Source organism: Xanthomonas sp. LMC-A-07 (assembly GCF_030208825.1).
Classification (GTDB): Bacteria; Pseudomonadota; Gammaproteobacteria; order Xanthomonadales; family Xanthomonadaceae; genus Xanthomonas; species Xanthomonas campestris.
Genome location: NZ_JARVTF010000009.1, coordinates 15,470 through 31,874, shown reverse-complemented (window position 1 = coordinate 31,874; position 16,405 = coordinate 15,470). Strand labels below are relative to the sequence as shown.

The 16,405-nt window shown below is 64.7% G+C and carries 13 protein-coding genes, 1 pseudogene and 1 riboswitch; of the genes and pseudogenes, 2 read left to right on the top strand and 12 right to left on the bottom strand.

All coding sequences use genetic code 11. The annotated features are described in order from the left end of the window. Positions 1–37: 37 nt before the first annotated feature. The 8 genes from cbiB to QRM89_RS10560 all read right to left on the bottom strand — a co-directional run bounded on the left by cbiB (position 38) and on the right by QRM89_RS10560 (position 9,328). Positions 38–949, bottom strand: coding sequence for an adenosylcobinamide-phosphate synthase CbiB (gene cbiB, locus QRM89_RS10595; protein WP_285447992.1), 912 nt, complete (start codon positions 947–949; stop codon positions 38–40). A gap of 22 nt (positions 950–971) precedes the next feature. Next, positions 972–2,270 carry a cobyrinate a,c-diamide synthase gene (locus QRM89_RS10590; RefSeq protein WP_285447991.1) on the bottom strand — a complete coding sequence of 433 codons (1,299 nt, stop codon included), beginning with the start codon at positions 2,268–2,270 and terminating at the stop codon, positions 972–974. A gap of 2 nt (positions 2,271–2,272) precedes the next feature. Further along, positions 2,273–2,881, bottom strand: a complete 609-nt coding sequence (gene cobO / locus QRM89_RS10585; protein WP_285447990.1) for a cob(I)yrinic acid a,c-diamide adenosyltransferase — start codon at positions 2,879–2,881, stop codon at positions 2,273–2,275. Continuing rightward, positions 2,878–3,405 carry a hypothetical protein gene (locus tag QRM89_RS10580; protein ID WP_285447989.1) on the bottom strand — a complete coding sequence of 176 codons (528 nt, stop codon included), beginning with the start codon at positions 3,403–3,405 and terminating at the stop codon, positions 2,878–2,880. Before QRM89_RS10580 ends, cobO begins: the two co-directional genes overlap by 4 nt. Continuing rightward, positions 3,402–3,995 (bottom strand): hypothetical protein, encoded by a 594-nt coding sequence (locus tag QRM89_RS10575; protein ID WP_115577511.1) that lies wholly within the window; start codon positions 3,993–3,995, stop codon positions 3,402–3,404. Before QRM89_RS10575 ends, QRM89_RS10580 begins: the two co-directional genes overlap by 4 nt. A gap of 122 nt (positions 3,996–4,117) precedes the next feature. Next, a complete protein-coding gene (gene btuB / locus QRM89_RS10570) occupies positions 4,118–5,992 on the bottom strand; it encodes a TonB-dependent vitamin B12 receptor (protein ID WP_285447988.1) in 1,875 nt (624 codons plus the stop codon). A gap of 115 nt (positions 5,993–6,107) precedes the next feature. Beyond that, positions 6,108–6,331: riboswitch (cobalamin riboswitch) on the bottom strand. A gap of 610 nt (positions 6,332–6,941) precedes the next feature. Further along, the gene (locus tag QRM89_RS10565) at positions 6,942–8,228 is read right to left on the bottom strand and encodes an aminotransferase class V-fold PLP-dependent enzyme (protein ID WP_285447987.1); all 1,287 of its coding nucleotides are present in this window, start codon (positions 8,226–8,228) and stop codon (positions 6,942–6,944) included. A gap of 542 nt (positions 8,229–8,770) precedes the next feature. Next, on the bottom strand, positions 8,771–9,328 hold the full coding sequence (locus QRM89_RS10560) for a hypothetical protein (protein WP_238148590.1): 558 nt from the start codon (positions 9,326–9,328) through the stop codon (positions 8,771–8,773). 337 nt (positions 9,329–9,665) lie between these two features. Between QRM89_RS10560 and QRM89_RS10555 the strand changes: the two genes are divergently transcribed. Continuing rightward, a complete protein-coding gene (locus QRM89_RS10555) occupies positions 9,666–10,379 on the top strand; it encodes a hypothetical protein (RefSeq protein ID WP_285447986.1) in 714 nt (237 codons plus the stop codon). A gap of 49 nt (positions 10,380–10,428) precedes the next feature. Here the strand turns inward: QRM89_RS10555 and QRM89_RS10550 are convergent. Then, positions 10,429–10,942 (bottom strand): annotated as a pseudogene (locus QRM89_RS10550) (integrase core domain-containing protein); the annotation flags it as partial. A gap of 83 nt (positions 10,943–11,025) precedes the next feature. On the opposite strand from QRM89_RS10550, the gene QRM89_RS10545 reads away from it, so the two are divergent. Then, entirely contained in the window at positions 11,026–11,826 is an 801-nt protein-coding gene (locus QRM89_RS10545; protein ID WP_153064911.1) for a hypothetical protein, read from the top strand. A gap of 213 nt (positions 11,827–12,039) precedes the next feature. Here QRM89_RS10545 and clpB read toward each other — a convergent pair whose 3' ends face one another. The 3 genes from clpB to ssuC form a co-directional block, all read right to left on the bottom strand. Continuing rightward, on the bottom strand, positions 12,040–14,625 hold the full coding sequence (gene clpB, locus QRM89_RS10540; RefSeq protein ID WP_285447985.1) for an ATP-dependent chaperone ClpB: 2,586 nt from the start codon (positions 14,623–14,625) through the stop codon (positions 12,040–12,042). 155 nt (positions 14,626–14,780) lie between these two features. Continuing rightward, the gene (locus tag QRM89_RS10535) at positions 14,781–15,596 is read right to left on the bottom strand and encodes an ATP-binding cassette domain-containing protein (RefSeq protein ID WP_285447984.1); all 816 of its coding nucleotides are present in this window, start codon (positions 15,594–15,596) and stop codon (positions 14,781–14,783) included. Beyond that, positions 15,593–16,387: an aliphatic sulfonate ABC transporter permease SsuC gene (gene ssuC, locus QRM89_RS10530; RefSeq protein WP_285447983.1), complete on the bottom strand. Its 795-nt coding sequence runs from the start codon at positions 16,385–16,387 to the stop codon at positions 15,593–15,595. The genes QRM89_RS10535 and ssuC overlap by 4 nt, the downstream gene beginning before the upstream one ends. Between the last annotated feature and the right edge of the window lie 18 nt (positions 16,388–16,405).

Sequence of the window (16,405 nt, the reverse complement as noted above, 5' to 3'; positions counted from 1 at the left end):
CGCAGGGGCACGCGTACACCGTGCTGGACGTGCGGGGTCATCGCAGCACCGCCGTTGCCAGGCCCGCCAGCAACAGCCACAGCGCCACGCCAGCGCGGACCAGCCAGAGCGCACGCAACACGCTGCCTGCATCGGCGGCAGCGCCCTCGCCCAGTGACGGGCGGCGTTGCCACTGCCCGTGGTACGGCGCCGGGCCGCCCAGTTGCACCTGCAGCGCACCGGCGCCCGCCGCCATCACCGGGCCGGCGTTGGGGCTCTTCCAGCCGCGCCCTTGCCGCCACGCGCAACGCACACCGGCACGGGTCTGGCCGAGCACGGCGTAGGTGAGCGCGGTCATGCGCGCCGGCAGCCAGTTGAGCGCATCATCCATGCGCGCGGCCGCCCAGCCGAAGCGTTGGTAGCGCGGCGTGCGATAGCCCCACATCGCATCCAGGGTGTTGGACAGGCGATACAGCACCGCGCCCGGCGCGCCCAGCAGCACGCCCCAAAACAACGCGGCAAACACCGCGTCGCTGCCATTTTCCAGCACCGATTCGGTGGCGGCTGCGGCCACTTGCGCCTCATCGAGGGTAGCAGTGTCGCGGCTGACGATGCGCCCCACTGCCGCGCGCGCCGAAGGCAGGTCGCCCGCACGCAAGGCCTGTGCCACCGGCACCGCATGTTCGCCCAGGCTACGCAGGCCGAGTGCCAGATACAGCGCCACCGTCGCGAATGCCGCGCCGGCCCAGGCCGACCACCACCACAGCGCGAGTTGCACCAGCGCGGCCACCGCGGCCCACGGCAGCACCGCCACGCACCAGGCCAGCACACCGGCGGCGCGCGTGTCGCGGTGCAGCCGCGCTTCGATGCGCTGCGCCCAGCCGCCGAACAGCACCAGCGGATGCGCGCGCCGGGGTTCGCCCAGCAGCAGATCCAGTAACACCGCGGCGGTGGCGATCAGCAGCAGCATGATGCGATGGCGTAACAGCGCGTCATGGCAGAAACAACGCCATGGCTGCGCCCGGATTGGACGGGAAGTAGAAATGCACGAAGCTCGCCGTCATCCGCCATTGCCGGTACACCGGCTCGGCACTGGGCCCGGTGTTGGGATTGCGCGCATGCACCAAGGGGCTGAGCGCGATGCTGGCGCGTGCGTAGTGGAAGGTATGCCCGCGCAGCGTGCCTTCCGGCAATGCGACCTCCTGCAAGCCCAGCGCCACCGAGCGTGCCTGCAGCGCGGCCGTGCCGGGCAGCAGGCCGGCCATCGGTGCGCTGACGCCGTCCTTGCCGGTCAATGCTTCCAGCAGGAACAGCATGCCGCCGCATTCGGCCAGCAGCGGCTTGCCTTGTGCGCAGTGCGCACGCAATGCCACAGCCAGATCACGACGCTGCGACAAGGCCTGCAGATGCAGTTCCGGGTATCCGCCCGGCAGCCACACCGCATCGCAGTTCGGCAGCGCATCACCGGCGATCGGCGAAAAGAACTGCAGGTGCGCGCCGGCTGCCGCCAGCAGTTCCAGATTGGCCGGATACACGAAGCAGAACGCCGCATCGCGGGCGATGGCAATGCGCACGCCCTGCAGCACGGGTGCAATCGCTGCGTGAGCGTCCGGCGGCGCGAACTGCAGTGGCGGCGGCAACGCGGTGGACGCATGCGCGGCCCAGGCATCGGCCAGCGCGTCCAGGCGCTGCTCCAGGTCGGCCACTTCGGCAGCGGCCACCAGGCCCAGGTGCCGCTCCGGCAACTGCAACGCCGGCGCACGCGGCAATGCACCCAGCCACTGCAGCGGGGGCGGCACGCTGTCGCGCAGCAGGCGGGCGTGATGCGCGCTGCCGATGCGGTTGGCGGCCACGCCATACAGCGGCAGATCGTCGCGATAGCGGGCCAGCCCAAGCGCCAACGCACCGAAGGTTTGCGCCATGGCGGCGCCATCGATCACCGCCAGCACCGGAATGCCCAAGTGCACGGCCAGATCGGCGCTGGAGGGCGCGCCATCGAACAGCCCCATCACGCCTTCAATCAACAGCAGGTCGGCGTCGCACGCGGCGGCATGCAGGCGCTGACGGATGTCCGCCTCGCCGGTCATCCACAGATCCAGCTGAAACACCGGCGCGCCGCTGGCGCGTTCGAGCAGCAGTGGGTCGAGAAAATCCGGCCCGGTCTTGAACACCCGCACGCGCCGCCCCTGCCGCGTATGCCAGCGCGCCAACGCAGCAGTCACGCTGGTCTTGCCCTGCCCGGAGGCAGGCGCGGACACCAGCAACGCGGGGCAGTGTGCGGGCAGTGTCACGGCTACAACTCGACGCCGAGCTGTGCCTTGATGCCGGCGTTGAAGGCGTGCTTGACCAGCCGCATCTCGGTGACCGTATCGGCCGCCTCGATCAGGCCGGCCGGCGCGCCGCGCCCGGTGATCACCACATGCTGGCGTGGCGGCCGCGCAGCGACAGCGGCCAGCACCTCCTGCAACGCAACGTACTCCTTGACCAACCCGATGTTGAGCTCGTCTAGCAGCACGAAGTCATAGCGCGGGTCGGCCAGCATGCCGCGCGCCAACTGCCAGGCCGCCTGTGCAGCGGCAATGTCGCGTTCGCGGTCCTGGGTTTCCCAGGTAAACCCTTCGCCCATCACGTGATAGTCGAGCAGATCCGGAAAGCGTCGGAAAAACGCTTCTTCGCCGGTAGAAAATGTGCCCTTGATGAACTGCACCACGCCGCAGTACAGCCCGTGGCCCAGCGAGCGCGCCAGCATGCCGAAGCCGGACGAACTCTTGCCCTTGCCGTTACCGGTATTGACCAGCAACACGCCGCGATCGATCACCGCACGTGCGATGCGCCGGTCCACCAGTTCCTTCTTGCGTTGCGCGCGTTCGCGGTAGTGCGCGTCGTGCTCAGGTGTACTCATGTGCCAACTCCAAGGGTGGAACGTGGGATCACAGCTTGCACGCTTGCACGTACGGCCAGCACGGCGCCCACATAAGCGGCCAGGCCACCGAGCGCCGGCGGGTAATACTGCGGCACCCGCGCAATAAACCCTGCCAGCGAGGCCTGTGGGTAGCGCCCGGAAAAGACATAGAACCCGCCCTTCGATAACAGATAGGCCACGCTGCCACTGAGCACCAGGGCCAGCAACAGGCGCGGCAGATCGCGCCATCCACCACGGTGCAGCCGCATCGCATACACGCGGCCGCCGGCCCACAACGCCGCGTAGGCCAGCGCCAAGGCCCAATACGCCGGCGACACGCACCAATCGGAGAGGCTGCCGGCGGCCATACCGGCCAGGTCCAGCGCCGAGGCCAGCGCGAACAACAGCGGCAACATCCACACCGGCCGCAGCAAGGCGCCGGCCAGGAAGAACACCGCCCAGGACGCGGCACAGTGCACAGTGAGCCCGTCACTGCCGCGCCAGGGCAGGCGCACCGCGCTCACGACAGCTCCAGCGCAGATGCACTGGCCGCGTTGCGTCGCGTGGTACGCCAGCGCAGCACGCGCCACCCTGCCAGCAGCGCCACCGCCAGATACAGCGCAGTGGTGCGCACGAACAGCGGCCCCCACTGCCAGGCACGCGCCAGATACTGGTCCCAGTGCGGATCGGCATAACGCCCGCCCCACCAGTAGAACGCTGCATTGGAGATCAGAAACGACACCGCCGCAGCCAGCACGCCCACGCACCACACACCGCCCAGGGCCACTGCACTGCGGCCCACGCGCGCGTGCAACGCGCTACCGGCGTACCACAGCACGCCATAGGCAAGCGGTAGCGCAGCGTAGGCTGCGGTGATGCAGAAGTCGCTGACACCGGCCAGCGTCACTGCCGCCCAATCGATCAGCACCGACATCAGCAGCAGTCCGATGAAATACCGGTGCCGGCGTAGCGCAAGGCCACCGAGAAAAAACAGCGCCATGGACGCATCCGGCAGATGCAGCCAATCACTGGTGTGGTGAAAGCGCGTGGCGGTCATCACCAGCAGCGCGGCAATGAACACCGCGCGTTCGGCAGGACGGGATAGCGGCTGCATCGGCAATCTCCTTCAGGGCGTGACATCAACGACAGGTGGCGGTGACGCGAGCGCCGGAATTGCCGCGTGCGTGGCGATTCCAGTTGCCGCCGTGGCCCACCTGCACGCTGTACGGCGCAGGGTTACTGCGCCGGGTGGTAACGCAACGTCAGCAGGTAGGCGCGCCCGGGCTGGTTGTACCAGCGCGCGGTTTCATACTGGCGGTCGAACACATTGTTGGCGCTCAGCGACACCTTCCAGTCTGCGTTTACCGCATAGCTCACGCGCAGATCGAGCAGGCCGTAACCGGCCAGGCGGTCGCTGTTGGCCAGGTCGTCGTAGCGCTTGCCGGCGCCGAACAGGCTGGCGCCCACGCCGAACGCGCCGAAGCTGCGGTCCGCGTCGATGCGCCCGCTCTGGCGTGCACGCCGCGGCAGCCAGTTGCCATGGTTGACGTCGCCATCGGCACGCGGGTCCAGCCAGGTCAGCGCGCTACGCACGGTCCAGCCGGCCAGTTCGGTGTCGTAGCCGGCTTCCACGCCGCGGATGCGCGCCTGGTCGATATTGTTTGGCTGGCCGAACGGATGCGTGGCATCCACCAGCCCGGCGTCGTAGGCAATCAGATCATCGATGCGGGTCTGGAACGCGCTCAGCGTCCAGGTGCCCCAGTCGTAGTTGCCACGCAGGCCCAGCTCGGCGCTCCTGGAGGTTTCCGGCCCCAGCAGCGGATTGCCGTAGTCCGGGTAATACAACTCGTTGAACGTGGGCGCCTTGAACGCGGTGCCATAGCTGGCGGTCACACGCAGATGCTCAGCGACATCCCAGCCCCACAGCAGGCTGCCGGTGGTCTTGCCACCGAACTGGCTATTGTCGTTGCGACGCAGGCTGGCCTGCAGCGACTGCGTGCCGAAGCTCTGCTGCCACTGCGCGAATGCGGCGCGGTCGATGCGGCTGTCGGCATCGTAGGTGTCGCTGCTGGCAATCGCATCGCGCTGCCAGTCAAACCCCACCGTCAGCAAGCCCGGACCGGCATCCACATCGGCCTGCAACGAACCCTGCTTGCGTCGCGTGTCGTAGGTGGACACATAGGTGCCATCGAAATACGCATCGCTGAAATCCACGCTGCTCCCGAGGCTGGCCGTGAGCTTGAACGCGTCGGTCGGCGCATACCTCACGCGGCCGCCCACGGCCTGCTGCACACCCTTGGACAGGTTGCCGCCGAAGGCCGAGCCGTCGTATTCGTTGCGGCTCTGCGCGCGCAAGGCGTGCACGTCTGCATCCCACTGGCGGTTGAAGCGCCAGCCGCCCTGCACATTCAACGAATCGTTGCGGTAGCCGTCGCGGTCCGGGTCGTAGCTGCTGGAGCGGGTGTCCAGATAGGCGTTGATGCCGTCGGTCTCGTCGTGCACCGCGTTGACCGAATACCAACCGCCGCGTTCGCCCAGATCGCCATCGCTGCGCCCGGCCACGCCGGCGCTGTAGCGGCGCGCGTTGTCGCTGCCAGCAGCAGCGCTGAAGGTCGGCACGAAGCGGCCTTCCGGACGCCGGGTAAATAACTGGATGACGCCGCCAAGTGCCTCGGAGCCGTACAGGCTGGAGAACGGGCCACGCACGATCTCGATCCGTTCGACCTGTTCGAACGGGATGTCCTGCAACGCCGCGCCGCCGGCGGTGGCCGAGCCGACACGCACGCCATCCACCAGCACTACCAGGTGGTCGGCCTCGGTGCCGCGCAGGAACAACGAGGTCTGCTTGCCGGGGCCGCCGTTGTTGGCCAGCGACACGCCGGCTTCGCCGCGCAACAGGTCCTGCAGCGAATTGATCTGGCGGCGCTCGATCTGCGCACGGTCGATCACCGTCACCGGCGCCAGGGTCTGGTCCTGGGTCTGCGCGGTGCGCGTCGCGGTGACCACCACCTGGTCGAGATCGACAGCGGCCTCGGCCTGGGCCAGCGCGGCCACGCACATCGACAGGCAAACGGCCACGGCACGGCACGGCGAAACGGAAGAAAGGGACATCAACTGCTGCTCCAGGAACCGCGCCAACCCGCGCGGGGGCAATGGGGGCGGCAGGCAGCAACGGGCCAGGCGTCCGGCGCGCAAGCGCCAGACGCACAAGGCCACGCCCACCGCGTGCCGGGTCAATCCCTCAGGCCGGTCTCCGGGCTCGCGAGTGGAAGCCTGCGCTTCCGGTACCGCGCCTTCCCATGCGTGTGCACAGTGGCGTGTTGCGGCACCTGACCTCGCCCACCGTTGCGGGGGCAGCTCCGGACTAGCGTCTCGCCAAGGCGATGCGCGCACCGGATTCCCGTTTAAACCACCGGAATTCCGGCAGTCACCTCAGGGGCGCGCATGGTAGCAGGATTGGCTGGGGGCGCCTCGGCAGTCTCCGGCAACCGGCCAAGCGCAGCGCGACGCCTCGCCTCGCCTCGCGCCTAAATGGCGAATCCCCACTCCCTTCTCCCACCGGGAGCCGGCCAAGCGAGCGCGTCGCCTCGCGCCGGGGCGGTGAATTGCCGATTCCTTCTCCCACCGGGAGAAGGTGCCCCGAAGGGGCGGATGAGGGTACGGGGCGAAGCCGCATGCCATGTCTGGAGAGCATGCCCCGGTTGCCAGCATGTCCGCCACCGAGCTTCATCTCGCACATACGCGTGGGCTTTGCCCCCGTACCCTCACCCCAACCCCTCTCCCAGCGGGAGAGGGGCTTCAAGCACGCATCTTGGCTTGCTCAAAATTTCCAGGTCATGGAAGTAACGTGCCGAGGCGGCAGCGTGGCCGGGGATTGGCGGAGAGCGGCACACGGATGTGCCGCGCGGCGAGTCAGACAGGATGTCTGACCGAGCCGAAGAGCCGATCCCCGGCCGCGCTGGCGCCCATTACCGAAGCCAGTCCCGGCAGGCATCGTGCTTCGCTAGGCCTCACCCCCAACCCCGCTCCGCGCCCCGACAGGAGATGGGCTAAAAAAGCATCACGCGCCCTGCAGCGCCTGCTCCAGATCCGCCAGCAGATCATCGATGTGCTCGATCCCGATCGACAACCGCACGGTGTCCTCGCTGACGCCGGCATGCTCCAGTTCGGCGGGGCCGAGCTGACGGTGCGTGGTGGAGGCCGGATGCGTGGCCAGCGATTTGGCGTCGCCAATGTTGACCAACCGCGTGAACAGCTGCAGCCCATCCAGAAACCGCGCACCCGCCGCGCGTCCACCCGGCAGGCCGAAGGTCAACACGCCCGAGCCGTGCCCGCCCAGATACTTCTGCGCCAACGCATGCTCGGGGTGATCCGGCAATGCGGCGTAATTGACCCAGGCCACGCGCGCGTGTTCCTGCAGATACCGGGCGATCGCCAACGTGTTGGCATTGATGCGCTCCATGCGCAGCGGCAAGGTCTCGATGCCTTGCAAAATGAGGAATGCATTGAACGGCGACAACGCCGCACCGGTATTGCGCAGCGGCACCACGCGCGCACGGCCGATGTAGGCGGCCTCGCCCAGGGCTTCGGTATAGACCACGCCGTGGTAACTCACGTCCGGCTCGTTGAGGCGCGCAAAGCGCGCCTTGTGCGCCGCCCACGGGAAGCGCCCGCTGTCCACGATCGCACCGCCGATGCTGTTGCCGTGCCCGCCCAGGTACTTGGTCAGCGAATGCACCACGATGTCCGCGCCGAAGTCGATCGGCCGCAGCAGCGACGGCGTGGCAACGGTGTTGTCCACGATCAGCGGCACATCGTGCGCATGCGCCACTGCGGCCACGGCTTCGATGTCGGTGATGTTGCCGCGCGGGTTGCCGATCGACTCGACGAACACCGCCTTGGTGCGCTCGTCGATCAAGCCGGCAAACGCCTGCGGATCGCGGTAATCGGCAAAGCGCGTGGTGATGCCGAACTGCGGCAGCGTGTGCGCGAACAGATTGTAGGTGCCGCCATACAACGCACTGGAGGAGACGATGTTGTCGCCTACCTCGGCGATGGTCTGGATCGCATAGGTCACCGCCGCCTGCCCCGATGCCAGTGCCAGCGCACCGATGCCGCCTTCCAGCGCGGCCACGCGCTGTTCCAGCACGTCGTTGGTGGGATTCATGATGCGGCTGTAGATGTTGCCCTGCACTTTCAGGTCGAACAGGTCTGCGCCGTGCTGGGTGTCGTCGAAGGCATACGCCACGGTCTGGTAGATCGGCACCGCCACCGCGCGGGTGGTGGGATCAGGACGGTAGCCACCGTGCACGGCGATGGTTTCAGGCTTCCACTGCGGATCGGTCATGGCGCGGCTCGCTGGGTAGAAGGCCCGACGATACCCCCGTACCAGCCTGAACTTCATAACAGCACGCTATGACGACATTGCCAGTGCGTTATTTTGGCAAAGAAGGTTTTCTGGAGATGAATTCACGACGCCAAATAACGAACGCAGAGAGGCAATCCACCAGAGGACGACCTGCAATTGCAGGTCCCCGCTTGCGGGCAGACACAGATATCGACCCCATCGCACAGCGCCACCCGGCCATGTATCGTCGCATCGGTGATGGGCTGCAGCGGGAGACCGCATCGTCTCCCGCCTCGAAACTATGCGCCGTTGAGAAGTTGCCACCCCAAAGGCAGCCACCGCCACGCAAAGCCGGTCCCCAGATGCTACGTACACCGTACCCAATGCGGCACTGACTCGCCTAAAGCAGTGCCTATGTCGTGACAGTCAGGTCGCTCTCAATCGCTGTCTTCGCCCCTGAAGGCACCTTCATCCTTGGCCAGGCACATTCGGCTACTTCACGGCCACCCCGGGCCGCATGGCGCGCCCGGGGTGACTGGCAGTCATCCGCAGGCCGGTGACTCGCGGTTGCCACACAGGCCAACATCACGCAGCCAACCGATCCACTGCACGACGGCGTCTTTCCCTGGCTCGAAGCGGAACGATTTTTGCACCGTATGGAAACCTTCGATGCCCTGAATTCCTTTGATCCAAGTCATTTCCGGCTTTCCGGTGCCGGGGTTCCTCGGACAACTCAGCATCAGCAAGGCAAATGGACGTCCCGCCTTTTCCCCCTCCCGAATCCAGTGGCTTTCCGAACCAGGACACGCTGCTTGCCAACCGGCTTCGATCACGCCGAGAAACTTTCGCGGACCCACGTCACCGCTTCCAACGGCATTATTGACGGTAACCATGTCGGTCCAATTCTCTACGGTCTGCCCTTTGGGCACGTACTCAGCAATTCGGTTGCCTTGGGGATCCGAATGTTGATGCGCAAGTGCATATCCTTTCATTGCAGGAAGCTGCACACCCTCCGCCATATCCGCAGCAACTGCTGCATTCGATGCGGCAACTGCAAAAATCGAGGCAATACACAGCAAGGCACCACGTGACATATGCATGGTAACGATCCTTGTCGAAAGGGTTGGAGGAGGCGCCAGTATAACCGGAGCGCGGCTTTACCGCAGGCCCGTCCCTATGGCGGCGTGCTGACTTCCGATTCGCTTCCTGCACGCCCCCCCAGAGACATTGCCTGAAAGACCGGCACCACCAACTCCCGAATACTTGCATCCAGATCGCGATCTCCACTGCGAATACCCTGTGGCGACGAGGGTCAGACATCAATGAAACCGGGGGGCGTGCGGACGAAAACATTGGAAAAAAATCGTATGATAAAAAATAAAGCGTATGGTTGCGTGCGATGACATTCCTTGTTACACAACACTGATATCTTTCGGTTTGGCCGTCACCGCAGCAGCCTGGTCGGCGGCTTCTCCGGCGCAATTACCCTACGAGATGAGATCATGGAGCCAGGCTGGTAGTTGCGATTCGCAACGGCAGCACCAGTCCGGCAATTACACCTTCGATGAGGGGATGCCGGCACAAATTCTCATACAACGCTATCTCACGGTGGTGGACGAGGTGGTTGCAGGACATTCGGCTGCATTGAAGGTTGCAAATTTATGCAATGCACTCGGCGTCTACTTTTTTTCAGTCCCGCTACCACCTGGGCGCCCCGAGCCGTGGAATCCATCACCTCCCCAGCCAGTCGGCAACGTCTTCGTTGCACTGCTCAACGAGCCAGAGGCGCCCGATTCCCATATCAGGCTTGAAGCCAACTACATCCCTGATCACATGTCACTTTCACTTTCATTCGATTCAACCAATGACAAGGGTTCTGCAAGCGACCACCGGTATCGCGACATGAGTGGCACTTGCCCTTTAAAAATGGGAGAGCTGACCAAAAGACTCGTTGCCGCAGGATTCTCACAGGAGGTGTACCTTATCGAACCATCAGCCAACCAATCAGCGAATTCGGACTCCGCTATAAGCGTGGTCTTTCAGCGCGGGAATGTGAGTATTGGAGCCACGTCGCAAGGCCTATCCGTCAACCAGCACGCCAATCCTCAAACAGCCTGCGTGGCAAGCATCGACATTAACCTGTCCAACTGAGTAGGACTGCGTCATCTGCGATACCTCCGCTGAGTGATAGGCGGATTTGCAGTCCGGGGTTGACGCTATCGGTGTTTCAGATGTTGGGCATAGGCAGCAGGCGTCATGCCGCCAGGTGCCTTTTTATTCCTCCTGGTTGTATTCGCATCGCCGGGCGCCCTCTCGGCGCGTGCATCTAGCAGTGTCGGGAACCAGTGCTCGTTGAGGCATTCGTCGCGTAGCCAGTCGTTGAACGATTCTACGTAGCATTTTGATCTGGCTTGCCAGGCTGGATCCGTCGTAGCTGCACGCAACGCGCATGCGCCCAGGCCAGGTCACCATGGCCTGGGCGCAAAAGCCTTGGCGTTGTCGGTGCCGATCACCTGCGGCAAGTCGCGGCCGATGGCCAACCAATACAGAACGCGCGCAGTGCGGTGCCCCGAGATCGCGCACACCACCTAAATGGCTACCACTTCGCGCGTGGCTTCATCAACGATCACCCTACATTTGATGCCACGGCGTTCGGCGCTGCGCTCGAACACAAAGTCCATCGATCACACCTGGTTCGCCTGCACTGGCCGAAGCCGCTTTCGCCGACCCATGACATCAGTCGGTAGCCAGGGGCGGAAGAGCCTCTCAAGATTCGCAGGGGTTGCCACTACCGCGTATGATCGTGCAAAAAAATGAGGGGCATGGAACGATGCAAATCCGCGCAGCCATAACTTTATCGGCGTTATTCCTTCTCGTAGAGCCAGGCGCTAGCGCGGCACCCTCGCGTGAGCCTTACAATATGAAACTATGGGCGGAACCAGGTAACTGCGACCAGCAACTCGCTCATGAATCCGAGTCACGCAAGGTTTTTAGCATAGCCCCCATCCGCGAACAGATGGACCACTATCTCACCATTCTTTCCGAGGTCATTACCGGAGACCAGACAGCCCTCAAGCTTCCACGCATCTGCGAGGCGTTCGGCGTCGATTTCGTGCCCGGGCTATTGCCTCCTGCACATGCCGAGCCCTGGAACCCGTCACCACCGCCCCCAACCGGATATGTTTTTAACGCTTTTACCGAAGAATCGGGGACCCAATACGTACAACATGTAGAGGCAACTTATACGCCAAGCCGCGCAACCCTATCGTTATCCACAACTCTGGATGAAGCCAGACAAAGTTATCTATTTGATGGACGCGACTATGTTCATCGTGACATGGGGAAGGATTGCCCTTTGCGACTGCACGAACTCACCAGGAATCTTGCGACTTACGGTTTTTCCAAGAAGTACTACTCCCTCAAAATTCCAGATGCCCAATTCGCCCCCTTCGACACCGGAGTCAGCGTTTCCTTTCAACGAGATAACGATGAGCTCGTCATCAAGGCCACGCTTCAAGGACGTTTTGTCGATCAGCGCACAAATCCGGATGCGTCCTGCCTAGCAAAGATTTCGATCCTTACGTCCGACGTTGACTGAATCTTTTGCAGGCATATCCGCACACTCCGGGCGCAAACCTATACGCCACCATGCTGGATGGCATTGCAGACCTTGTAGTGTAAAAATCGCTACCAAGATCCATCCTGGAGGCCACCTGTGCGAGTACGTTTGAATCAAACGTAATCGCACGTAGCAGCAATACGCCTGATCAGCCGGGCCAGCCGTGGCGAATCATTTGCTACCTAGAGCCGATCACCCCTTGCCGAACTCCAGGTGCCCACCCTGCGTGCGTACGCGCACGGTGTCGCCGCTGGTGTACTGGCCGGAGAGAATCTGCTGGGCCAGCGGGTTTTCCACCTGCGACTGAATCGCACGCTTCAGCGGGCGCGCACCATACACCGGGTCGAAGCCGACATTGCCTAGCAATTCCAGCGCCGGGTCGTCCAGGTCCAGCTTGAGGCCGCGTTCGGCCAGGCGCTTTTCCAGGCCCTGCAACTGGATGCGCGCGATCGACTTGATCTGCGCCTTGTCCAGCGGATGGAACACCACGATGTCGTCGAGCCGGTTGATGAATTCCGGGCGGAAGTGCGCCTGCACCACGCCCATCACCGCCGCCTTCATCTGCGTGTAGGCTTCGGCGCTGCCGTCACCGGACAGCTCCTGGATCTGGTGCGAGCCCAGGTTGGAGGTCATCACGATTACGGTATTGCGGAAGTCCACAGTGCGGCCCTGGCCGTCGGTGAGGCGGCCATCATCGAGCACCTGCAACAGGATGTTGAAGACATCGGCGTGCGCCTTTTCCACCTCATCCAGCAGGATCAGCGAATACGGGCGCCGCCGCACCGCCTCGGTGAGGTAACCGCCTTCCTCGTAGCCCACATAGCCCGGAGGCGCACCGATCAGGCGCGAGACCGAATGCTTCTCCATGAACTCGCTCATGTCGATGCGGATCATCGCTTCGGTGCTGTCGAACAGGAAGTCCGCCAGCGCCTTGCATAGCTCGGTCTTGCCCACGCCAGTCGGGCCCAGGAACAGGAACGAACCGCTCGGACGATTGGGATCGGACAGGCCGGCACGCGAGCGGCGCACCGCATCGGACACCACCTTGATCGCTTCTTCCTGGCCCACCACGCGGCGGTGTAGTTCGTCTTCCATGCGCAGCAGTTTGTCGCGCTCGCCTTCCAGCATCTTGTTGACGGGAATGCCGGTCCAACGCGACACCACCTCTGCGATTTCTTCGGCGGTCACGCGGTCCTGCACCAGCTTGAAGTCGTGATGTTCGACCTCGTTGGCCAGCAGCATCTGCTTTTCCAGCTGCGGCAATACGCCGTACTGGATCTCGCTCATCTTGGCATAGTCCTGGCGCCGCTGCGCCGCTTCCAGCTCCAGCTTGGCATGCTCGATCTGCTCCTTGATCTTGGTGGTGCCCTGCAACGCGGCCTTCTCCGACTTCCACACTTCGTTGAGGTCGGAGAATTCGCGCTCGAGCTTGTCGATGTCGCTTTCCAGATCGGCCAGACGTTGCCGCGAGGCCTCGTCCTTTTCCTTCTTGAGCATCTCGCGCTGGATCTTGAGTTGGATCAGGCGGCGCTCCAGGCGGTCGAGCTCTTCAGGCTTGGAATCGATCTCCATGCGGATGCGCGATGCGGCTTCGTCCATCAGGTCGATGGCCTTGTCCGGCAACTGACGGTCGGTGATGTAGCGGTTGGACAAGGTGGCCGCAGCCACGATCGCCGGGTCGGTGATCTCCACGCCGTGATGCACCGCGTAGCGCTCCTTCAAGCCACGCAGGATGGCGATGGTGTCTTCCACCGTCGGCTCGCCCACGAACACCTTCTGGAAACGGCGCTCCAGCGCAGCGTCTTTTTCGATGTACTTGCGGTATTCGTCCAGCGTGGTGGCGCCGATGCAATGCAGCTCGCCACGCGCCAGCGCCGGCTTGAGCATGTTGCCGGCATCCATCGCGCCATCGGCCTTGCCGGCGCCGACCATGGTGTGCAGCTCATCGATGAACAGGATGATCTGACCTTCGTTCTTGGAGAGATCGCTGAGCACCGCCTTCAGGCGTTCTTCGAATTCGCCGCGGAACTTGGCGCCGGCGATCAGCGCGCCCATGTCCAGCGACAGCACGCGCTTGCCGCGCAGGCCTTCGGGCACTTCGCCATTGATGATGCGCTGGGCCAGGCCTTCCACAATGGCGGTCTTGCCCACGCCGGGTTCGCCGATCAGCACCGGGTTGTTCTTGGTGCGCCGCTGCAAGACTTGAATGGTGCGGCGAATTTCTTCGTCGCGGCCGATCACCGGATCGAGCTTGCCGCTCTCCGCACGCGCGGTCAGGTCGATGGTGTATTTCTCCAGCGCCTGGCGCTGCTCCTCGGCATTTTCCGATTGCACGGTTTCGCCACCGCGCAATTTGTCGATGGCCGCTTCGATCTTCTTCTTGTCGCCGCCGGCCGCGCGCAACGCCACGCCCAGCGGGCTGGCATCGTCGGCAGCGGCCAGCACGAACCACTCGCTGGCGATGAAGGCATCGCCGTGCTGCTGGGCGAGCTTGTCGGTCTGGTTGAGCAGGCGATTGAGATCGTTGCCGATCGACAGGTTGCCTTCCTGCCCGGACACCTTGGGCAGGGTGTCCAGCGCTTCGCCCAGGCGCTCGCGCAGTGCCGGCACGTTGACGCCGGACTGCGACAGCAGCGGGCGCGTGCTGCCACCGCTCTGGTCGAGCAAGGCGGCCAGTACGTGCACGGGTTCGATGATGTTGTGGTCGCGGCCCACGGCCAGCGATTGCGCGTCGGCCAGCGCCTGCTGGAACCGCGAGGTGAGCTTGTCCATCCGCATGAGAAATCCTCTGAACTGGTGGCCGGCGTTTCCGGCGATACCGTGCAGATGCGGCTGGCGGGCGGCGTTTCAAGGCTGGGCGCTGTGTCCACCGCCCCTGGCAGCGGGCCGTGACGCCGCCGCTGTTGGCCTGGCGCGGATCCGCAGAGGGGCCGCTAGGCGAACCGCCGCAACGGTTTGTCGACCTGCGCAGCAGTGCCAGGTTGCGCCTCTGCCGCCGCGGCGGCACCGGGCGACGGCGGCCCCAGCAGGCGCGACAACACCTGTGCCTGGATCGCCGCCACCGCTGGCGCACCGGGCAGGCGCGGATGCGGCGCGGGCACCGCCACCTCCAGACCGACCTGGCCGTGCTCGATCACTACGATGCGGTCGGCCAGCGCGCTGGCCTCGGCCACGTCGTGGGTCACCAGCACCAGCGTGAAGCCATGCTGCCGCCAGAGCTGCACGATCAGCTGCTGCATTTCGATGCGCGTCAACGCATCCAGCGCGCCCAGCGGTTCGTCCAGCAGCAACAGCCGCGGCCGGTGCACCAGCGCACGCGCCAGGGCCACGCGCTGGCGTTGCCCGCCCGAGAGCGTGCCCGGCCAGTCGCCAGCGCGTGGGCCCAGGCCCACCGCGTCCAGCGCCGCCTGTGCCTGTGCGCGCCCGGCGCGGCCCAGGCCGAGCGCCACGTTGTCGATCACCCGCTTCCAGGGCAGCAGGCGTGCGTCCTGAAACATCAGCCGCACCGCATCGCGCTGCGTTGCCAGCGGTGCGTGGCCGCTGGCAACCGTACCGGTATCGGCCGCTTCGAGCCCGGCGATGACGCGCAGCAAGGTGCTCTTGCCGCAACCGCTCCGCCCGACCACGGCCACGCACTGCCCGGGTGCGATGTCCAGATCGATGCTGCGTAGCACCGCGCTGTCGCCATAGTGCTTGCCGATGCCGCGCAGCGTCAGTGGTAAGCCGGTACTGGAAGTGGTCGCACTCATCGGCGCAGCGCCGCCCGTTGTTGCGTTGGGTGCCAACCCAGCCACCAGGCTTCCAGCCCACGTGCGGCCAGATCGGCCAGCTTGCCGAGCAGTGCGTACAGCACGATCGCCACCACCACCACATCGGTCTGCAGAAACTCGCGCGCGTTCGTCGCCAGATAGCCGATGCCGGAACTGGCAGAAATCGTCTCGGCGACAATCAGCGTCAGCCACATCAGGCCCAACGCGAAGCGCAACCCGACCAGAATCGACGGCAACGCACCCGGCAACAACACATCGATAAACAGCTGCGGGCCGCGCACGCCATAGTTGCGCGCCATTTCGACCAGGGCCGGGTCCACGCTGCGAATGCCGTGATAGGTATTGAGATAGATCGGGAAAAACGTGCCCAGTGCCACCAGGAACAGCTTGGCGCCCTCGTCGATGCCGAACCACAGGATCACCAGCGGAATCAGCGCCAAGTGCGGCACGTTGCGCAGCATCTGCAGGCTGCTGTCGAGCAGGCGTTCGGCCACGCGCGACACGCCGGTCAACAGGCCCAGCGCCAGTCCAGTACTGCCGCCAATCGCCAGGCCCACCGCCGCGCGCCAGCCACTGATGGCCAGGTGTTGCCACAGCTCGCCACTGCGCACCAGCGCGACCGCTGCACGCAGCACTGCATCGGGCGCCGGCAGGATGCGCTGCGGCAGCCAGCCCCAGGTGGCGGCCAGTTGCCAGGCCACCACCACCGTCACCGGCAGCAGCCAGGGCACGACGGCATCGCGCCAGCGGCGGCGGTGCGTCATCGCCATCCCTCGCAGTCGTTGGCA

Excerpts from the sequence above, each read along its gene's own strand:
- QRM89_RS10545 (WP_153064911.1), top strand. The coding sequence starts at position 11,026 with ATGATCGTGCAAAAAAATGAGGGGCATGGAACGATGCAAATCCGCGCA.
- QRM89_RS10535 (WP_285447984.1), bottom strand. The coding sequence starts at position 15,596 with ATGAGTGCGACCACTTCCAGTACCGGCTTACCACTGACGCTGCGCGGC.
- ssuC (WP_285447983.1), bottom strand. The coding sequence starts at position 16,387 with ATGGCGATGACGCACCGCCGCCGCTGGCGCGATGCCGTCGTGCCCTGG.
- QRM89_RS10565 (WP_285447987.1), bottom strand. The coding sequence starts at position 8,228 with ATGACCGATCCGCAGTGGAAGCCTGAAACCATCGCCGTGCACGGTGGC.
- btuB (WP_285447988.1), bottom strand. The coding sequence starts at position 5,992 with ATGTCCCTTTCTTCCGTTTCGCCGTGCCGTGCCGTGGCCGTTTGCCTG.
- cbiB (WP_285447992.1), bottom strand. The coding sequence starts at position 949 with ATGCTGCTGCTGATCGCCACCGCCGCGGTGTTACTGGATCTGCTGCTG.
- QRM89_RS10575 (WP_115577511.1), bottom strand. The coding sequence starts at position 3,995 with ATGCAGCCGCTATCCCGTCCTGCCGAACGCGCGGTGTTCATTGCCGCG.
- cobO (WP_285447990.1), bottom strand. The coding sequence starts at position 2,881 with ATGAGTACACCTGAGCACGACGCGCACTACCGCGAACGCGCGCAACGC.
- QRM89_RS10560 (WP_238148590.1), bottom strand. The coding sequence starts at position 9,328 with ATGCATATGTCACGTGGTGCCTTGCTGTGTATTGCCTCGATTTTTGCA.
- clpB (WP_285447985.1), bottom strand. The coding sequence starts at position 14,625 with ATGCGGATGGACAAGCTCACCTCGCGGTTCCAGCAGGCGCTGGCCGAC.